General features: G+C 64.7%; 15 protein-coding genes. 13 read left to right on the forward strand and 2 right to left on the reverse strand.

Annotated elements, in window-relative coordinates; genetic code table 11:
* Positions 1 to 4: 4 nt before the first annotated feature.
* Both N8H22_RS09435 and N8H22_RS09440 read left to right on the forward strand, forming a co-directional pair.
* Positions 5 to 583, forward strand: a complete 579-nt coding sequence (locus N8H22_RS09435; RefSeq protein WP_264590254.1) for an ANTAR domain-containing protein — start codon at positions 5 to 7, stop codon at positions 581 to 583.
* Positions 584 to 673: 90 nt separating this feature from the next.
* The gene (locus N8H22_RS09440; RefSeq protein WP_264590255.1) at positions 674 to 1,117 is read left to right on the forward strand and encodes a thioesterase family protein; all 444 of its coding nucleotides are present in this window, start codon (positions 674 to 676) and stop codon (positions 1,115 to 1,117) included.
* On the opposite strand, the gene N8H22_RS09445 is transcribed toward N8H22_RS09440, so the two are convergent.
* On the reverse strand, positions 1,101 to 2,051 hold the full coding sequence (locus N8H22_RS09445; protein WP_264590256.1) for a 1-phosphofructokinase family hexose kinase: 951 nt from the start codon (positions 2,049 to 2,051) through the stop codon (positions 1,101 to 1,103). The two genes, N8H22_RS09440 and N8H22_RS09445, sit on opposite strands and share 17 nt — an antisense overlap.
* 387 nt (positions 2,052 to 2,438) lie before the next feature.
* On the opposite strand from N8H22_RS09445, the gene N8H22_RS09450 reads away from it, so the two are divergent.
* Both N8H22_RS09450 and N8H22_RS09455 read left to right on the forward strand, forming a co-directional pair.
* Entirely contained in the window at positions 2,439 to 3,650 is a 1,212-nt protein-coding gene (locus N8H22_RS09450) for a nitrate/nitrite transporter (protein ID WP_264590257.1), read from the forward strand.
* A 51-nt stretch (positions 3,651 to 3,701) separates the two neighbouring features.
* Positions 3,702 to 5,375: a bifunctional protein-serine/threonine kinase/phosphatase gene (locus N8H22_RS09455; RefSeq protein WP_264590258.1), complete on the forward strand. Its 1,674-nt coding sequence runs from the start codon at positions 3,702 to 3,704 to the stop codon at positions 5,373 to 5,375.
* An 8-nt stretch (positions 5,376 to 5,383) separates the two neighbouring features.
* Here N8H22_RS09455 and N8H22_RS09460 read toward each other — a convergent pair whose 3' ends face one another.
* Positions 5,384 to 5,692 (reverse strand): methionine biosynthesis protein MetW, encoded by a 309-nt coding sequence (locus N8H22_RS09460; protein WP_264590259.1) that lies wholly within the window; start codon positions 5,690 to 5,692, stop codon positions 5,384 to 5,386.
* A gap of 480 nt (positions 5,693 to 6,172) precedes the next feature.
* Between N8H22_RS09460 and nirB the strand changes: the two genes are divergently transcribed.
* The 9 genes from nirB to nuoF all read left to right on the forward strand — a co-directional run bounded on the left by nirB (position 6,173) and on the right by nuoF (position 17,754).
* Entirely contained in the window at positions 6,173 to 8,638 is a 2,466-nt protein-coding gene (gene nirB, locus N8H22_RS09465; protein ID WP_264590260.1) for a nitrite reductase large subunit NirB, read from the forward strand.
* A 24-nt stretch (positions 8,639 to 8,662) separates the two neighbouring features.
* Positions 8,663 to 8,989 (forward strand): nitrite reductase small subunit NirD, encoded by a 327-nt coding sequence (gene nirD, locus N8H22_RS09470; RefSeq protein ID WP_264590261.1) that lies wholly within the window; start codon positions 8,663 to 8,665, stop codon positions 8,987 to 8,989.
* An 82-nt stretch (positions 8,990 to 9,071) separates the two neighbouring features.
* Entirely contained in the window at positions 9,072 to 11,921 is a 2,850-nt protein-coding gene (locus tag N8H22_RS09475) for a nitrate reductase (protein ID WP_264590262.1), read from the forward strand.
* A 25-nt stretch (positions 11,922 to 11,946) separates the two neighbouring features.
* A complete protein-coding gene (cobA, locus tag N8H22_RS09480) occupies positions 11,947 to 12,702 on the forward strand; it encodes a uroporphyrinogen-III C-methyltransferase (RefSeq protein ID WP_264590263.1) in 756 nt (251 codons plus the stop codon).
* A 270-nt stretch (positions 12,703 to 12,972) separates the two neighbouring features.
* The gene (locus N8H22_RS09485; RefSeq protein ID WP_264590264.1) at positions 12,973 to 13,380 is read left to right on the forward strand and encodes an NADH-quinone oxidoreductase subunit A; all 408 of its coding nucleotides are present in this window, start codon (positions 12,973 to 12,975) and stop codon (positions 13,378 to 13,380) included.
* Positions 13,381 to 13,390: 10 nt separating this feature from the next.
* Complete coding sequence (locus N8H22_RS09490; protein ID WP_264590265.1) at positions 13,391 to 14,065, forward strand: NADH-quinone oxidoreductase subunit B; 675 nt, start codon at positions 13,391 to 13,393, stop codon at positions 14,063 to 14,065.
* A gap of 65 nt (positions 14,066 to 14,130) precedes the next feature.
* Complete coding sequence (nuoC, locus tag N8H22_RS09495; RefSeq protein ID WP_264590266.1) at positions 14,131 to 15,912, forward strand: NADH-quinone oxidoreductase subunit C/D; 1,782 nt, start codon at positions 14,131 to 14,133, stop codon at positions 15,910 to 15,912.
* Between the two features lies 1 nt (position 15,913).
* Positions 15,914 to 16,408: an NADH-quinone oxidoreductase subunit NuoE gene (gene nuoE / locus N8H22_RS09500; protein WP_264590267.1), complete on the forward strand. Its 495-nt coding sequence runs from the start codon at positions 15,914 to 15,916 to the stop codon at positions 16,406 to 16,408.
* Entirely contained in the window at positions 16,405 to 17,754 is a 1,350-nt protein-coding gene (nuoF, locus tag N8H22_RS09505; protein ID WP_264590268.1) for an NADH-quinone oxidoreductase subunit NuoF, read from the forward strand. The genes nuoE and nuoF overlap by 4 nt, the downstream gene beginning before the upstream one ends.
* Positions 17,755 to 17,776 lie beyond the last annotated feature (22 nt).

Raw genomic sequence — 17,776 nt, forward strand, 5'->3', positions numbered from 1 at the left:
CGGCATGCTGCGCATTCTCCTGATTGACGATACCCCGAAGAAGGTCGGCCGCCTGCGGAACGCCCTGATCGACGCCGGCTTCGATGTCATCGACGACTGCGGCCTGATCATCGATCTGCCCGAGCGCGTCGAAGCCATTCGCCCGGACGTGGTACTGATCGATACCGACTCCCCCGGCCGCGATGTGATGGAACAGGTGGTACTGGTCAGCCGCGACCGGCCACACCCGATCGTACTGTTCACCGACGACGATAATCCCGACGCCATGCGCCAGGCGATCCGCGCCGGGGTCAGTGCCTATATCGTCGAGGGCATCCAGGCGCAGCGGCTCAAGCCGATTCTCGATGTCGCCATGGCACGCTTCGAAAGCGACCAGGCGATCCGCGCCCAGCTACAGGCCCGCGACCAGCAGCTCGCCGAACGCAAGCGCATCGAACTGGCCAAGGGCATGCTGATGAAGATGCGCGAGTGCAACGAGGAAGAGGCCTACACGCTGATGCGACGGCAGGCGATGAGCCGTCAGCAGAAGCTGATCCAGGTGGCCGAACAGATCATTGCGATGAACGAACTGCTCGGCCACTGAGGCATGCGGCGAAGGTCCAATCTGGCGGGGGCCAGCGCGGCGATCCCGTAGAATCGCCGCTCCCGTTCCCACACCGAGGTTACAGCCGTCATGGCGCGCCTGACTCTGCAGTTCCCAGAGGAGCTGTACTGCTTCTCGACCCAGCTCACGGTACGCATCACCGATATCAACGCCGGCAATCACCTGGCCAACGACTCGATGATCTCGATGATTTCCGAGGCGCGGGCACGCTTCCTGTTCGAATACGGCATCGCCGAGACCAGCAAGGACGGCAGCGGCATCATCGTCACCGACCTCGCCACCACCTACAAAGCCGAGGCTCATGCGCGCGATGCGCTGCGCTTCGACGTCGGGGTGATGGACTTCAACCGCTACGGCGGCGACATCATCTTCCGCATTACCCGCCCGGCGGACGGCACGCTGGTCGCCATGGCCAAGTCCGGCTTCGTGTTCTACGACTATCGGCAAAGCCGAGTGGTGCCTATGCCCGCGGAGTTCGTCGCAAAGTTCCCACGCGTCAATCGCATCGACTGATCGTCGCCTGCAACTCTCCGAACAACCGCTCCACATCCTCGCGCAGACAGAGCTGAGTGCCCGGACGCATCACCGTTGCCGCCCCGGCTGCCGCGCCGTAACGCACTGCCTCGCCCAGCTCACGGCCCTGCGCCAGCGCGTGCACGATGGCGCCGAGCATGCTATCGCCAGCGCCCACCGCGCTGACTACCGGCACCTGCGGCGACGGCAGACGCTCGAGGCGCTCACCACAGGCGAACAGCGCCCCCTGCGCCCCCAGCGACAGGACGATGATCTCGGCAGCACCGCGCTGGATCAGCTCACGCAGGGCTGCTTCCTGCTCCGCCTCGCGCTCCAGCGGCCGTCCCATGAGCGTAGCGAGTTCGTTCAGACTGGGTTTGATGAGATAGGCGCCACCGCGTTGCGCCGCATAAAGCAGCGGCTCGCCGGAGAGATCGACCACCAGCCGAGCGCCGACCTGCGCCGCCAGCGCCAGCAACTCATCGAAAAACGCCGCACCGATCCCGGGCGTGAAGCTGCCGCTGACCACCAGATAGCCGGGGGCCGGGTGCAGCCCGCGCAATGCCGCCAGACAGCCCTGCCGCTCCTGCTCGCTGAGCGACGGACCGGGCAGCACGAAGCGATACTGCAACCCGGTCGCCTCCTCGTCGACGGTGAAGCTCTCACGGGTGTCGCCGGCGATCGCCACCGGCAGATGGGCCAGGTTCAGCTCGTCCAGCGCGCGGCGCAACAGATCTCCGAAGGGGCCGCCGGCCGGGTAAACCGCCAGTGACTCGCCGCCGAGAATCTTCACCACCCGCGCCACGTTGATGCCGCCACCCCCCGGATCGTGGCGTGGCCGCGAGCAGCGCAACTTGTCGGTAGCGACCACACGCGGTGTGCTGACGGCCAGGTCCATCGCGGGGTTCAGGGTCAGGGTGGCAATGCGCGTCATCGATCACTCCATTGGCTTGCGGCAGCGCTGAGGCAAGACTATCAGCAAGACGTAGTCGCCGACTCCGCCGGTTTGACTCGCCAATTGCCCCGCTTTGCGCCAGTCGTGCGCCATAGGTGCGCGTAACCGGCGACCTCGCCGGCCATGCCAGCGCAGCAAACGCCCAAATACCAGCGTCTTCGTCAGCTGGCACGCTTTCTGCTCAATCCAGTCATCCGGTAGCCAACGGCGGCCACCGATCCACGACAAAGGCGTCGCATCACCCTGTTCCGGCAGGCGTGCTGCGGCGCCTTTGTCGTTTTCGCCCCGGCGTTGGGGCTGCAGTGATCCATGTGCCACCTGCGCAACGGCATCCGCCGCTGCGCTATCTCGACTGGAGCCGAACCGATGAGCACAAGTTTCTGGAAAGCCGGCCATGCGCCGACCCTGTTTGCTGCCTTTCTCTACTTCGACCTGAGTTTCATGGTCTGGTACGTGCTGGGGCCGCTAGGCGTGCAGATCGCCGCCGACCTCGGGCTGACCACCCAGCAACGGGCACTGATGGTCGCCACGCCGATCCTCTCCGGCGCAGTCCTGCGCTTGGTGCTGGGCGTGCTCGCCGACCGCACCTCGCCCAAGAGCGCCGGGCTGATCGGCCAGGTAGTGGTGATCGGCGCGTTGTTCGTCGCCTGGCTGCACGGCATCCGCAGTTACGAACAGGCTTTACTACTCGGCCTGTTCCTCGGCATGGCCGGCGCCTCGTTCGCCGTGGCGCTGCCGCTGGCTTCACAGTGGTATCCGGCCGAGCATCAGGGCAAGGCGATGGGCATCGCCGGTGCGGGCAACTCCGGCACCGTGCTCGCGGCGCTGTTCGCGCCGGTGCTGGCCTCGATGTTCGGCTGGAACAATGTGTTCGGCCTGGCGCTGATCCCGCTGGTACTGACGCTCGGCATCTTCGCCAGCGTGGCGAAGAACGCGCCCAACCGCCCCAAGCCGAAATCTGTCGCCGATTACCTGAAGGCGCTGGGCGACCGCGACAGCTGGTGGTTCATGTTCTTCTACAGCGTGACCTTCGGCGGCTTTCTCGGCCTGGCCAGTACCCTTCCCGGCTACTTTCACGACCAGTACGCCTTCGACCCGGTCAAGGCCGGCTACTACACCGCCGCCTGCGTGTTCGCCGGCAGCCTGCTGCGCCCACTCGGTGGTGCCCTGGCCGACCGCATCGGCGGCATCCGCGCACTGCTGGTGATGTACACCGTGGCAGCGATTTGTATCGCCGCCGTGGGCTTCAACCTGCCAAGCTCGACCGCCGCGCTGGCGCTATTCGTGGTCGCCATGCTCAGCCTCGGTGCCGGCAATGGCGCTGTGTTCCAGCTGGTGCCGCAGCGCTTTCACAAGGAGATCGGCGTGATGACGGGCCTGATCGGCATGGCCGGCGGCATCGGCGGCTTTCTGCTCACCGCGGGGCTCGGCGCGGTCAAGCAGTCGACCGGTGACTACCAGCTCGGCCTCTGGCTGTTCGCCAGCCTCGGCGTGCTGGCCTGGTTTGGCCTGCACGGCGTCAAGCGCCGCTGGCGCACGACCTGGGGCTCGGCGGCGATGACCGCGGCGCGCGTCTGATCATCCGTGCTGACCGCAGCAACCGCTGCGGCCAATCGTCAGAGAACGTCCATGCCTCTCCAATTCAGCTACGGCGAAGCCAGCGCCACCGGCCCGCGCACGGACAACCAGGATGCCCTGCGCATCGTCACGCCCTCCGCCGCACTGGCCACCAGCAAGGGTCTGTTGTTCGCACTCGCAGACGGCGTCAGCCAGTGTGCCGACGGTGGTCTGGCGGCACGGGCAACATTGCAGGCTCTGGCGCTGGACTATTACGCCACGCCGGAAACCTGGCCGGTGGCGCAATCGCTGGAGCGCATCCTGGGTGCACAGAATCGCTGGCTGCAGGCCAATGGCGGCGGCCAGCCGCTGCTGACAACGCTTACCGCGCTGGTGCTGCGCGGGAGGCGCTACACCCTGGCCCACGTCGGCGACTGCCGCGCCTATCGCTGGCAAGACGGGCGTCTGGAGCGGCTGACCGAAGATCATGTCTGGGAGCAATCCAGCATGCAGCATGTGCTCAAGCGCGCGCTGGGGCTGGATCAGCACTTGCTGATCGACTATCTCGACGGCGAACTGCAGGTCGGCGACGGCTTCGTGCTGCTCAGCGATGGCGTGTGGGCAAGCATCAGCGAGCGCGACATCGCGAATGTACTACAGGACGAAACCGATCTATCCGCTGCCGCCCTGGCGCTGGTCAATCTCGCTCATCAATGCGGCAGCCAAGACAACGCCAGCGCACTGCTGCTGCGGGTCGAAGCGCTGCCCGAAGCGGCACTGGCTGACGCCCTCGCACAGTTGCAGCACTGGCCACTGGCACCACGACTGCGCGCCGGCCAGATGTTCGAGGGCTGGCGGGTGGATGGATTGCTCAGCGAGTCGCGCCAGTCGCTGCTGTACCGTGTTCACGACGAGCACGGACAGCCCTGGCTGCTGAAGACTCTGCCGACCAGCCGCCACGACGAAGCCGAAGCCGCCGCTGCGCTACTGCAGGAAGAATGGTTCCTGCGGCGAGTCGCCGGGCGTGGCGTGGTAGAGGTTCACGAACTGCCGCAGCGCCAGCACCTGTATTACGTACAACGCGAATACGCCGGCCAGTCCCTCGCCGAGCGATTCCAACAACGCGGCCCGCTGAGCCTGCCAGACTGCCTGCGGCTGGCGTCGGCACTGCTGCGTGCGCTGGGCATGCTGCACCGGCGCAATATCCTGCACCGCGATCTCAAGCCGGAGAATCTGCACCTGGGCGGCGATGGCGAGCTGCGCATTCTGGATTTCGGCCTGGCGTTCTGCCCGGGACTTTCGCGTGTCGAGCCGGACGGCCCGCCCGGCACGCCCAGCTTCCTGGCCCCGGAAGCCTTCACCGGCACGACTCCAAACGTCGCCCAGGATCTCTATGCCGCCGGCGTCACCCTTTATTACCTGCTCAGCGGCCATTATCCCTACGGTGAAATCGAGCCCTTCCAGCATCCGCGCTTCGGCGTCCCAGTGCCGCTCAGCCGCTATCGGCCCGACGTGCCCGCCTGGATCGAGGAAATGCTCAACCGAGCCGTGGCAATCGACCCACAACAGCGCTACGAGACAGCCGAGCAGTGGCTGCTGGAACTCGAACAGGGCGAGCGCCAGTTCTTACCCTCGCGCCCGCGCCCTTTGCTGGAGCGTGAACCGTTGAAGGTCTGGCGCGGGCTGGCACTGCTCTCACTGCTGGCGAATCTGCTGCTGTTGCTGGCATTGCTCGGCGCCAGGTGAACGGTGCATCAGCGGCGGGTGATCAAGCCCTGTCGTGCTACACGGGTCAGCTCGCGGATGCACTCATCCAGGCATTCGGCCGATGGCGACTGGATCACCGCGAGATCGAAACTGTCATCAGCGAAGCGGGCAAGCGACTCGTCAGCTGCGGCGAACTGCACGAGCAATGCGCGAGACCGACTATTACGTCGCGGCCATCCGTCGAGATAGCGCAACAGAGACGGCTGATGGGCGCCGCCGAGAAGGACCTTGGGATTGGAACGGATCGGCCCACTGGTGATCGGGGCCAGACGTAGCTGTGCGTGCGTTGCTTTCATGCTTGGAGATTCCGCCTCACGTATTCCGCTGGGCAGCGGTGGGAGGCTTCACCGGAACCAGCGCTTTAGCGGTATTTCGAAACCTTTCGGTCCCAGGCGCCCCGCAAGTAGCTGACTAAATCGGCGCATGGGCAAAACTTTAGGCAGGCCCCGGCGACGCTGTCAACCGACTCATCCCAGGCAGCCGTCGCACCAGCGACGGGCAAACCGCCTCAGGATGGTGCGCCACGGATGCGTTCGACCATCTGTGCGAGAATGCGAGCCCAGCAATTGCGGCACCCTGAGCAAGTTGGCACAGGGCCTGCAGAAGCGTTTGCAACAGACATACAGCCAGGCCTTCAACGAAGAGGGCCTGGTTTCCCGACAGAGCGGGACACGGACAAAGGCGTCCTCACCGGAGAACCGGTGGGACGCCTTTTTTGTTGTTGAAAAATTTCGAGCAGGCCGGGCGGCAGACGTCGCTTGGCACGGAGAACGGGCATGAAGAAACTCAAACTCGTAATGATCGGCAACGGCATGGCCGGTGTGCGGACCCTGGAAGAACTGCTCAAGCTCACTCACGAGCTCTACGACATCACGGTGTTCGGCGCCGAGCCGCATCCCAACTACAATCGTATCCTGCTCTCCCCGGTGCTGGCCGGCGAACAGCAATTCGCAGAGATCGTGCTCAACGATCTGGACTGGTACGCCGAGAACGGCATCCGCCTCATGCTCAACCGCAAGGTGGTGAAGATCGACCGGGTCAAACGCCGGGTCATCGCCGATGACGGCAGTGAGGCGGAATACGACCGCCTGCTCATCGCCACCGGCTCCAATCCGTTCATCCTGCCGATTCCCGGAAAGGACCTGCAGGGCGTCATCGGCTACCGCGACATCGCCGACACCCAGGTGATGATGGAAGCCGCCAAGACTCACAAACATGCGGTGGTCATCGGTGGCGGGCTGCTCGGCCTGGAGGCGGCCAACGGTCTCAAGCTGCGCGGCATGGATGTGACCGTGGTGCACATCGGTGACTGGCTGATGGAGCGCCAGCTGGACAAGACCGCCGGCACCCTGCTGCAGAGCGCGCTGGAAAGCCGCGGCCTGAAGTTTCTCCTGCCCAAGCACACCGCCGAACTGCTCGACAACGGCGAAGGCCGGGTCTGCGCGGTCAAGTTCAAGGACGGTGAAGTAATCCCCGCCGACCTGGTGGTGATGGCCGCCGGCATCCGCCCCAACAGCGAACTGGCCGAACAGGCCGGCATCCCGTGCAACCGCGGCATCCTGGTCAACGACACCCTGCAGACCTATGACCCGCGCATCTATGCCGTCGGCGAATGCGCCAACCATCGCGGCACGGCCTATGGCCTGGTCGCGCCGCTGTTCGAACAGGCCAAGGTCTGCGCCAACCATTTGGCCATGCTCGGCTTCTCTCGCTACCTGGGTTCGGTGACTTCGACCAAGCTCAAGGTCACCGGCATCGACCTGTTCTCGGCCGGCGATTTCATCGGCGGCGACGGCACCGAGACCATCACCCTCTCCGACCCCATCGGCGGCGTCTACAAGAAACTGGTGATCAAGGATGACGTGCTGGTCGGTGCCTGCCTGTATGGCGACACCGCCGATGGCGGCTGGTACTTCCGCCAGGTCCGCGAGGGGCAGAACGTCGCGCAGATCCGCGACCATCTGATGTTTGGTGCGGCCGGCTTAGGCGAGGGCGCCATCGGCGACGCTGGTCACCAGGGCCAGAACAAGGCCATGTCCATGCCCGACGACATGGAAGTCTGCGGCTGCAACGGCGTGTGCAAGGGCACCATCGTCAAGGCGATCCAGGAGCACGGGCTGTTCTCGGTGGACGAGGTGAAAAAGCACACCAAGGCCGCGAGTTCCTGCGGCTCCTGTGCCGGGCTGGTCGAGCAGATTCTGATCAATACCGTGGGCGGCGCCGCCGACGTCAAGCCGAAGAGCGAGAAAGCCATCTGCGGCTGCAGCGACCTCAACCACGGTCAGGTGCGCAAGGCCATTCGCGAGCACCACCTGACCAGCATTCCGGCGGCCATGGCCTTCATGGAATGGCGCACGCCAAACGGCTGCGCCACCTGCCGGCCGGCGCTGAACTACTACCTGATCTCCACCTGGCCGGGCGAGGCCAAGGACGATCCGCAGTCACGTTTCATCAACGAGCGCGCCCACGCCAACATCCAGAAGGACGGCACCTACTCCGTGGTGCCGCGGATGTGGGGTGGCGTCACCAATGCCTCCGAGCTGCGACGCATCGCCGACGTGGCGGACAAGTACCAGGTGCCGATGGTCAAGGTCACCGGCGGTCAGCGCATCGACCTGCTGGGTATCCGCAAGGAAGACCTGCCGGGCGTCTGGAAAGACCTGGACATGCCCTCCGGCCACGCCTACGGCAAATCCATCCGCACCGTGAAGACCTGCGTCGGCAGCGAGTTCTGCCGCTTCGGCACACAGAACTCGACGCAGATGGGCATCGACCTGGAACACGCGCTGTTCAACATGTGGTCGCCGCACAAGGTCAAGCTGGCCGTCTCCGGCTGCCCGCGCAATTGCGCCGAATCCGGCATCAAGGACGTCGGCATCATCGGTGTGGACTCCGGCTGGGAGCTGTACATCGGCGGCAACGGCGGCATCAAGACCGAGGCCGGCGAGTTCTTCGTCAAGGTGAAGAGCGCCGAGGAGGTCATGGAATACAGCCTGGCGTTCCTCCAGCTCTACCGCGAGGAAGCCTTCTACCTCGAGCGCACCGTGCACTACCTGCAGCGCGTCGGCATAGACCACATCAAGAAGGCCGTGCTGGACAACGCCGAGCGACGCAAGGCGCTGCACCAGCGGTTGCTGTTCTCGCTCTCCTTCGAGCAGGACCCGTGGCAGGAGCAGCTCTCCAAGCCACAGCTGAAGAAGGAATTCGACCGCATCGCCGTCAAGCAGCTGGAAAACGCCTGAGCACCTGATCTGGAGGGACACCGCATGAACTGGCTCGATATCTGCGCACTGGATGAGATCAACCCGCTCGGCTCGCGCATCATCGCTGGCCCCAAGGGCGACATCGCGATCTTCCGTACCACGGACGATCAGGTCTTTGCCCTCGACGACCGCTGTCCACACAAGGGCGGCCCGCTGTCGCAGGGGATCGTCTACGGCAAGCAGGTCGCCTGCCCGCTGCACAACTGGCAGATCGATCTGGCCAGCGGCGAGGCGCTGGCACCCGATGTGGGTTGCGCACACCGCCACGAAGCGCGGGTGGAGAACGGTCGCGTACAACTGGCGCTGAATAGCGCAGCCAAATGTGCCTGAGACGACCGACGAAGCGGTGGACAAGCGAAGCGTTGTCCACCCTACGACGTCGCACCCGCTCGACCTTCCAGGAGACGACGCCATGCGTATGACAACCGCCTCGACCTGCTGCTACTGCGGTGTCGGCTGTGGCGTGCTGATCGAGCACGACGGCGAGCGCATCCTCGACGTGGCTGGCGATCCCAGCCATCCGGCCAACCTCGGCAAGCTGTGCAGCAAGGGCTCGACCCTGCACCTGACCGGCGATCTCGACGCTCGCGCGCTCTACCCTGAGCTGCGTCTGGGCAAGGGCCTGGCCCGCGGCCGCACCGACTGGGACAACGCGCTGGAGCACGCGGCCAACGTTTTCGCCGAGGCCATCCGCGAACACGGGCCGGACAGCGTCGCCTTCTATGTCTCCGGCCAGCTGCTGACCGAGGACTACTACGCCTTCAACAAACTGGCCCGCGCTCTGGTCGGCACCAACAACCTGGATTCCAACTCGCGGCTGTGCATGTCCTCGGCGGTGGTCGGCTACAAGCGCAGCCTGGGCGCCGACGCCCCACCCTGCTCCTACGAGGACATCGAGCTGGCCGACTGCCTGCTGATCGCCGGCAGCAACATGGCCTACGCGCATCCGGTGCTGTTCCGCCGTCTGGAAGAAGCCAAGGCAAAGCGGCCGGAGATGACCATCATCGTCGTCGACCCGCGGCGCACCGACACCAGCGAGCTGGCCGATCTGCACCTGCCGATCCTGCCCGGCACCGATGTCGCGCTGTTCCACGGCCTGCTGCATATCCTCATGTGGGAAGGCTGGATCGACCGCCGCTTCATCGATGCGCATACCGAGGGCTTCGATGCGCTGAAAAGCCTGGTGCGCGACTACACCCCGGCGATGGTCGCGGACCTCTGCGGCATCTCGGTAGATGATCTGCAAACCTGCGCACGGCTGATCGGAAAACCCAGGGCGAGCAGGAGCGTCGCGAGCGAAGGCGCGGCAAGGCAAAAAACGGCGAGGGAGCGGAGTTTACATGCAGTAAATGAGCATCCCGAGCCGGTTTTTAACGCGGCCGCACCGAGTGCAGCAGCTCCTGCGCGTCATGGGGCGCCGAGCTTTCTAAGCCTGTGGTGCATGGGGCTGAATCAATCCACCGCCGGCAGCGCCAAGAACAGTGCGCTGATCAACCTGCACCTGGCCACCGGACAGATCGGCAAGCCAGGCGCCGGCCCCTTCTCGCTCACCGGCCAACCGAACGCCATGGGCGGACGCGAAACCGGCAGCCTGTCCAATCTGCTGCCCGGCCACCGCGACGCAGCCAATGCCGAACACCGCGCCGAAGTGGCGGACTACTGGGGCGTCGAGCAGCTGCCGGCACAGCCCGGGCTGTCCGCCATCGAGCTGTTCGAGGCGGTGCGCGCAAGCAAGATCAAGGCGCTGTGGATCGCCTGCACCAACCCGGCGCAGTCGCTGCCGGACCAGCAGAAAGTCCACGAGGCGCTGGCCGCCTGCCCCTTCGTCGTGGTGCAGGAAGCCTTCTTCACCACCGAAACCTGCCGCCACGCCGATCTTCTGCTGCCGGCCGCGAGCTGGGGCGAGAAGGAAGGCACCGTGACCAACTCCGAGCGCCGCATCAGCCATGTGCGTCGTGCCGTGCCGGCGCCCGGCGAAGCCCGCGCGGACTGGGCGATCACCTGCGATTTCGCCCGACGGCTGGAACGTCACCTGCGTCCCGGCGCGCCGAGCCTGTTCGCGTTCGAAAATGCCGAAGCGCTGTTCGAGGAGTACAAGCCGCTCACCGCCGCCCGCGATCTGGACTACAGCGGCCTGAGCTACGCACTGATCGACACCCTCGGTCCGCAGCAATGGCCGTTTCCGCCAGGCAGCGAACTGGGCACCGCACGGCTGTATGGCGACGGTGTATTCCCTACTGCCAATGGCCGCGCGCGCTTCGTTGCCGAGCACTACCAGGCGCCGAAGGAAAAGCGCGAGGCGCGCTATCCGCTGACGCTCAACACCGGTCGGCTGCGCGACCAGTGGCACGGCATGAGCCGTACCGGCACCTCGGCGCGGCTGTTCGGCCATGTCGAAGAAGCACTGCTTGGCATGAATGCCGAGGACATGCGTCGCCGGCGTTTGCTGGACGGCCAGCTGGTGAAGGTGAAGAGCCGGCGCGGCAGCCTGATCCTGCCGGTGCAGAAGGACGACAGCCTGCGCGCCGGCCAGGCCTTTCTGCCGATGCACTGGGGCGATCGCTTCCTCAAGGGGCTGGGCAGCAATGTCCTGACCCTGGCCAGTGTCGATCCGCTATCGAAGCAACCGGAACTCAAGCACGCCGGCATCGAAGTGGAACAGGTCGAACTGCCCTGGCAGTTCTTTGCGCTGGTTGAGGACGATGTGCAGCGACGTTTCGAGGCGCTGCGGCCATTGTTCGAGACCTTCGACTACGCCAGTTTCTGCCTCGGCGGACGCGAACGCTCGGCATTGCTGATCCGCGCCGCCCGGAACGCGGCGCCAACCGCTGCCGAGCTGGACGCCATCGACAGCCTGCTCGGCCTCGACGACGGCCCGGTGCTGGCCTATGACGACCAGCGTCGTGCAGTCGGCAAGCGCGTACGCATCGAGGACGGCCGTATCGTCGCCCTGCGCCTGGCCGGCGAGACCGCCGCCCGGCAGTGGCTGCGCAGCCTCTGGGAAAGCGGTAGTGCCGACGCCGAACTGCGCCGCTGGCTGCTGGCGCCGCTCAGTGCGCCACCGGGCAATGCCAAGGTCGGAACCGACCGCACGCTGTGCAATTGCCTGAACGTCAGCCAGAGCGCGATCTGCGCTGGCATTGAGCGCGGTCTCGATCTGGCCGGCCTCAAGCAGGAACTCGGTTGCGGCACCAGCTGTGGCTCCTGCGTTCCCGAAATCAAGCGTCTGCTGGCCAGCCAGCCGGAACGCGCACTTTCCTGATACCAACCAAGACGAGGATTTCCCCATGAGCGCAAAAGTCTGGCTGGTAGGCGCCGGCCCTGGCGACCCGGAGCTGCTGACCCTCAAGGCCGTACGCGCACTGGGCGAGGCACAGGTGGTGATGATCGATGACCTGGTCAACCCCGCCGTGCTCGAGCACTGCCCGAACGCTCGCATCATCCCGGTGGGCAAGCGCGGCGGCTGCCGCTCGACGCCGCAGGCCTTCATCCACCGGCTGATGCTGCGCTACGCCCGCCAGGGCAAGTGCGTGGTGCGCCTCAAGGGTGGCGATCCGTGCATCTTCGGCCGCGGTGGCGAAGAAGCCGAATGGCTGGCGGCGCGCGGTATCGAGGTCGAGCTGGTCAACGGCATCACCGCCGGGCTGGCCGGTGCGACCCAGTGTGGTATCTCGCTGACTCAGCGCGGCGTCGCCCGCGGCGTCACCCTGGTAACGGCGCACACACTCGACGACAGCAGTCCGGAATGGCAGGCGCTGGCCAAAAGCGGCACCACGCTGGTGGTGTACATGGGTGTGAGCAAGCTGGAGCAGGTGCAGGTCGGGCTGCTGGAAGGTGGGCTTGCTGCTTCGACGCCAGTGGCTATGATCGAGAACGCTTCGCTGCCGCAGCAACGCGAATGCCGTTCGAGCCTCGCCGACATGTGCCGCGATGCATTGATCTTCAAGCTGAAGAGTCCGGCGATCCTGGTGATCGGCGAAGTAGCGACGCCAGCCGGACATCACAACGAGGCAAATGCCACGCTGGGCCATTGCATAGCCTGAACTCGTCAGGAAAATTTTCCTTCGGCCGTCTAGCCTGGGGGTTGCCGGCAATCGGCCGCTAACCTGCGCCACGCCTGGGCGAGAGCCGAATTGCCGGCAACCACCTCATCAGCGATATCAATCAATCGTGAAAAACACATCGATAAGTTTCATGAAGAAACATGTACTTACTTTTTAAGTGCGCCTAGAATGCCCGGCCATTGAGAGTTGCGACGCATAGCCGCAGTCGTAAGCTGGACATACATAAGCCGATCCGTTAAGGGGCCCGGCATGCCTGATGTATCTCTGTCCCATCATTGGGGCTTCGCAGTATTTCTCCTTGGCGTCGTTGCGCTGTGCGCATTCATGCTCGGTGCCTCGAGCCTGCTTGGTAGCAAGGCCTGGGGCCGCGCCAAGAACGAACCCTTCGAATCCGGCATCGTCCCTACTGGCGGTGCGCGCCTGCGCCTCTCGGCAAAATTTTATCTGGTCGCGATGCTCTTCGTGATCTTCGACGTCGAAGCCCTTTTCCTCTTTGCCTGGGCCGTATCAGTGCGCGAAAGCGGCTGGGCGGGCCTCATTGAAGCTACCGTATTCATAGCAATTCTGTTGGCGGGTCTTGTCTACCTTTGGCGGGTTGGGGCGCTCGATTGGGCGCCTGCAAGCCGTCGCGAGCGACAGGCGAAGCTAAAACAATGAGGCTCTTCACATGCAATACAAACTTACCCGGATCGATCCGGATGCGGTCGTCGACCGCTATCCGATCGGCCAGCAGGAGACTGTTGCCGACCCACTAGAAGGACAAGTCCATCGCAACATCTACATGGGCAAGCTGGAAGACGTGCTGAGCAACGCGGTCAACTGGGGGCGCAAGAACTCCCTATGGCCGTACAACTTCGGCCTGTCCTGCTGCTACGTGGAGATGACGACTGCCTTCACCGCGCCACATGACATCGCCCGCTTCGGTGCCGAGGTAATCCGAGCCTCGCCGCGCCAGGCCGATTTCATGGTGGTCGCCGGCACCTGCTTCATCAAGATGGCGCCGATCATCCAGCGTCTCTACGAACAAATGCTCGAGCCCAAGTGGGTCATTTCCATGGGTTCGTGCGCCAACTCCGGTGGTATGTACGACATCTACTCGGTCGTTCAGGGGGTCGACAAGTTCCTCCCCGTGGACGTCTACATACCCGGCTGCCCGCCCCGCCCCGAGGCGTTCCTGCAAGGCTTGCAACTGCTGCAGGAATCCATCGGCAAGGAGCGCCGTCCGCTGTCCTGGGTCGTCGGCGATCAAGGCATCTACCGTGCCGAAATGCCTTCGCAGAAAGAACAGCGACGCGAACAGCGCATCCAGGTCACCAACCTGCGCAGCCCCGACGACGTGTGATTTTCCGCCATTCCCCACGGGAAGGCTTTTTCACACCCCGACGTTGACCGAAAGCGACCGAGATCATGACTGCAGACAGCGTTCTGTACATCCCGCCTTACAAGGCTGACGACCAGGATATCGTCGTCGAACTGAAAACGCGCTTCGGCGCCGAAACCTTCACGTTGCAGCCATCCTTGACCGGCATGCCGGTGCTGTGGGTACCGCGCGAGCGCCTGATCGAGGTGCTGAGCTTCCTGCGCCAGGTGAGCAAGCCCTACGTGATGCTCTACGATCTGCACGGCGTCGACGAGCGCCTGCGCACCCAGCGCCAGGGCCTGCCCGCCGCCGATTTCAGCGTGTTCTACCACCTGATGTCGCTGGAACGTAACAGCGACGTCATGATCAAGGTGGCGCTGAAGGAAGGCGACCTCAACCTGCCGACCGCCACCTCCGTCTGGCCCAACGCCAACTGGTACGAGCGCGAAGTCTGGGACATGTACGGGATCAGTTTCACTGGCCACCCGCACCTGACCCGCATGCTGATGCCGCCGACCTGGGAAGGCCACCCGCTGCGCAAGGACTACCCCGCGCGCGCCACCGAGTTCGACCCCTACAGCCTGAACGCGGCCAAGCAGGATCTGGAGCAGGAAGCTCTGCGCTTCAAACCCGAAGATTGGGGCATGAAGCGCGGCGGTGCGCACGAGGACTATATGTTCCTCAATCTCGGCCCCAACCACCCGTCCGCCCATGGCGCGTTCCGCATCATTCTGCAGCTCGATGGCGAGGAGATCGTCGATTGTGTGCCGGAGATCGGCTACCACCATCGCGGCGCCGAGAAGATGGCCGAGCGTCAGTCCTGGCACAGCTTCATCCCCTACACCGACCGCATCGACTACCTCGGCGGGGTGATGAACAACCTGCCCTACGTGTTGGCCGTGGAGAAACTCGCCGGCATCAAGGTGCCGGACCGCGTCGACTTCATCCGCGTGATGATGGCCGAGTTCTTCCGCATCCAGAATCACCTGCTGTACCTGGGCACCTACATCCAGGACGTCGGCGCCATGACGCCGGTGTTCTTCACCTTCACCGACCGCCAACGTGCCTACAAGGTGATCGAGGCGATCACCGGGTTCCGCATGCATCCGGCCTGGTACCGCATCGGCGGCGTCGCCCACGACCTGCCGCGCGGCTGGGACCGCCTGGTGCGCGAGTTCCTCGACTGGATGCCCAAACGCCTGGCCGAGTACGAGAAGGCAGCACTGAAGAACAGCATCCTCATTGGCCGCACCAAGGGCGTAGCCGCGTACAACACCAAGGAAGCCCTCGAATGGGGCGTCACTGGCGCCGGCCTGCGCGCCACCGGCCTGGACTTCGACTTGCGCAAGGCGCGGCCGTACTCCGGCTACCAGAATTTCGAGTTCGAGATTCCGCTGGCAGTTAACGGCGACGCCTATGACCGCTGCCTGGTCAAGATGGGCGAGATGCGCGAGAGCCTGCGCATCATCGAGCAGTGCCTCAAGCACATGCCGGAAGGCCCCTACAAAGCCGACCACCCCCTGACCACACCGCCGCCGAAGGAACGCACGCTGCAGCACATCGAGACCATGATCACGCACTTCCTGCAAGTGTCCTGGGGTCCGGTGATGCCCGCCAACGAGAGCTTCCAGATGATCGAGGCGACCAAGGGGATCAACAGTTACTACCTGACCAGCGACGGCAGCACCATGAGCTACCGCACGCGCATCCGCACGCCCAGCTTCCCGCACCTGCAACAGATTCCCGCGGTGATTCGCGGCAGCATGGTCGCGGATCTGATCGCCTACCTGGGCAGCATCGATTTCGTCATGGCCGACGTGGACCGCTGATATGAGCACGCTTATCCAGACTGACCGTTTCGCTCTCAGCGAAACCGAGCGCTCGGCCATCGAGCACGAAATACACCACTACGAAGACCCGCGCGCCGCCTCCATCGAAGCGCTGAAGATTGTGCAGAAGGCCCGCGGCTGGGTGCCGGACGGTGCCGCCGATGCCATCGGCGAACTGCTCGGCATCCCGGCCAGCGACGTCGAGGGCGTCGCCACCTTCTACAGCCAGATCTTCCGCCAGCCGGTGGGCCGCCACATCATCCGCGTCTGCGACAGCATGACCTGCTTCATCGGCGGGCACGAATCCATCCTCGAAGCGCTACAGCGCCAGCTCGGCATTGCTCCGGGGCAGACCACAACGGACGGACGCTTCACCCTCATCCCGGTGTGCTGCCTGGGCAACTGCGACAAGGCTCCGGCGCTGATGATCGACGATGACACCTTCGGCGATGTCCGCGCCGAAGGCGTAGCCACCCTGCTGGAGGCCTACCCATGAAGCCGCTCGCTTCCCTCGGTCCGGCCAACCGCGTGGCCCGCAACGAGGAAACCCACCCGCTGACCTGGCGTCTGCGCGACGACGGGCAGCCGGTGTGGCTCGACGAATACCAGCAGAAGAACGGCTACGCGGCAGCACGCAAGGCGCTGGCGCAGATGGCCCAGGCCGACATCGTGCAGACGGTGAAGGAATCCGGACTCAAGGGTCGCGGCGGTGCCGGCTTTCCCACCGGGGTGAAATGGGGCCTGATGCCGTCCGACGAGTCGCAGAACATCCGTTATCTGCTGTGCAATGCTGACGAGATGGAGCCCAATACCTGGAAGGACCGCCTGCTCATGGAGCAGCTGCCGCACCTTCTGGTTGAAGGCATGCTAATCAGCGCGCGGGCATTGAAGGCCTATCGCGGCTACATCTTCCTGCGTGGCGAGTATGTCGACGCGGCACACAACCTGAACCGCGCCATCGCCGAAGCCAAAGCCGCCGGCCTGCTCGGCAAGAACATCCTCGGTTCCGGCTTCGATTTCGAACTGTTCGTGCACACCGGCGCCGGGCGCTACATCTGCGGTGAAGAAACCGCACTGATCAACTCGCTGGAAGGCCGCCGCGCCAACCCGCGCGCCAAGCCACCCTTCCCCGCCGCCGTCGGCGTGTGGGGCAAGCCGACCTGCGTGAACAACGTCGAGACGCTGTGCAACGTGCCGGCGATCATCGGCAACGGCGTGGACTGGTACAAGACCCTGGCCCGTCCCGGCAGCGAAGACATGGGCAGCAAGCTGATGGGCTTCTCCGGCAAGGTGAAGACTCCGGGCATCTGGGAGCTGCCGTTCGGCATCACCGCCCGCGAGCTGTTCGAGGACTACGCCGGCGGCATGCGCGATGGCTATCGCCTCAAGTGCTGGCAGCCCGGCGGCGCCGGCACCGGCTTCCTGCTGCCCGAGCATCTTGAGGCGCAGATGTATGCCGGCGGCATCGCCAAGGTCGGCACCCGCATGGGCACCGGGCTGGCACTGGCGGTGGACGACTCGATCAACATGGTCTCGCTGCTGCGCAACATGGAGGAGTTCTTCGCCCGCGAGTCGTGCGGCTGGTGTACGCCCTGCCGTGACGGTCTACCGTGGAGCGTGAAGATTCTCCGCGCGCTGGAACGCGGCCAGGGTACGCAGCAGGACATCGACACCCTGCTGCAGCTGGTCGACTTCCTCGGCCCGGGCCGCACCTTCTGTGCTCACGCGCCAGGCGCTGTGGAGCCGTTGGGCAGCGCGGTGAAGTACTTCCGCGAGGAATTCGAAGCAGGAATCGCGCAATCGACCGGTGCGCCGATCGGCGTGACGGGCAACGCGCTCTGAGATAGCCCCGCCGCCGTCGCGC

Origin of the sequence: Stutzerimonas sp. S1, assembly GCF_025966695.1 — a bacterium.
Classification (GTDB): Bacteria; Pseudomonadota; Gammaproteobacteria; order Pseudomonadales; family Pseudomonadaceae; genus Stutzerimonas.

What these genes read in the sequence shown, in the direction of transcription:
- N8H22_RS09490 (WP_264590265.1), top strand. Translation starts at nt 13,391, where the DNA reads ATGCAATACAAACTTACCCGGATCGATCCGGATGCGGTCGTCGACCGC.
- N8H22_RS09460 (WP_264590259.1), bottom strand. Translation starts at nt 5,692, where the DNA reads ATGAAAGCAACGCACGCACAGCTACGTCTGGCCCCGATCACCAGTGGG.
- N8H22_RS09450 (WP_264590257.1), top strand. Translation starts at nt 2,439, where the DNA reads ATGAGCACAAGTTTCTGGAAAGCCGGCCATGCGCCGACCCTGTTTGCT.
- N8H22_RS09475 (WP_264590262.1), top strand. Translation starts at nt 9,072, where the DNA reads ATGCGTATGACAACCGCCTCGACCTGCTGCTACTGCGGTGTCGGCTGT.
- nirB (WP_264590260.1), top strand. Translation starts at nt 6,173, where the DNA reads ATGAAGAAACTCAAACTCGTAATGATCGGCAACGGCATGGCCGGTGTG.
- N8H22_RS09440 (WP_264590255.1), top strand. Translation starts at nt 674, where the DNA reads ATGGCGCGCCTGACTCTGCAGTTCCCAGAGGAGCTGTACTGCTTCTCG.
- nirD (WP_264590261.1), top strand. Translation starts at nt 8,663, where the DNA reads ATGAACTGGCTCGATATCTGCGCACTGGATGAGATCAACCCGCTCGGC.
- nuoF (WP_264590268.1), top strand. Translation starts at nt 16,405, where the DNA reads ATGAAGCCGCTCGCTTCCCTCGGTCCGGCCAACCGCGTGGCCCGCAAC.
- nuoE (WP_264590267.1), top strand. Translation starts at nt 15,914, where the DNA reads ATGAGCACGCTTATCCAGACTGACCGTTTCGCTCTCAGCGAAACCGAG.
- N8H22_RS09435 (WP_264590254.1), top strand. Translation starts at nt 5, where the DNA reads ATGCTGCGCATTCTCCTGATTGACGATACCCCGAAGAAGGTCGGCCGC.
- N8H22_RS09445 (WP_264590256.1), bottom strand. Translation starts at nt 2,051, where the DNA reads ATGACGCGCATTGCCACCCTGACCCTGAACCCCGCGATGGACCTGGCC.
- N8H22_RS09455 (WP_264590258.1), top strand. Translation starts at nt 3,702, where the DNA reads ATGCCTCTCCAATTCAGCTACGGCGAAGCCAGCGCCACCGGCCCGCGC.
- nuoC (WP_264590266.1), top strand. Translation starts at nt 14,131, where the DNA reads ATGACTGCAGACAGCGTTCTGTACATCCCGCCTTACAAGGCTGACGAC.
- cobA (WP_264590263.1), top strand. Translation starts at nt 11,947, where the DNA reads ATGAGCGCAAAAGTCTGGCTGGTAGGCGCCGGCCCTGGCGACCCGGAG.
- N8H22_RS09485 (WP_264590264.1), top strand. Translation starts at nt 12,973, where the DNA reads ATGCCTGATGTATCTCTGTCCCATCATTGGGGCTTCGCAGTATTTCTC.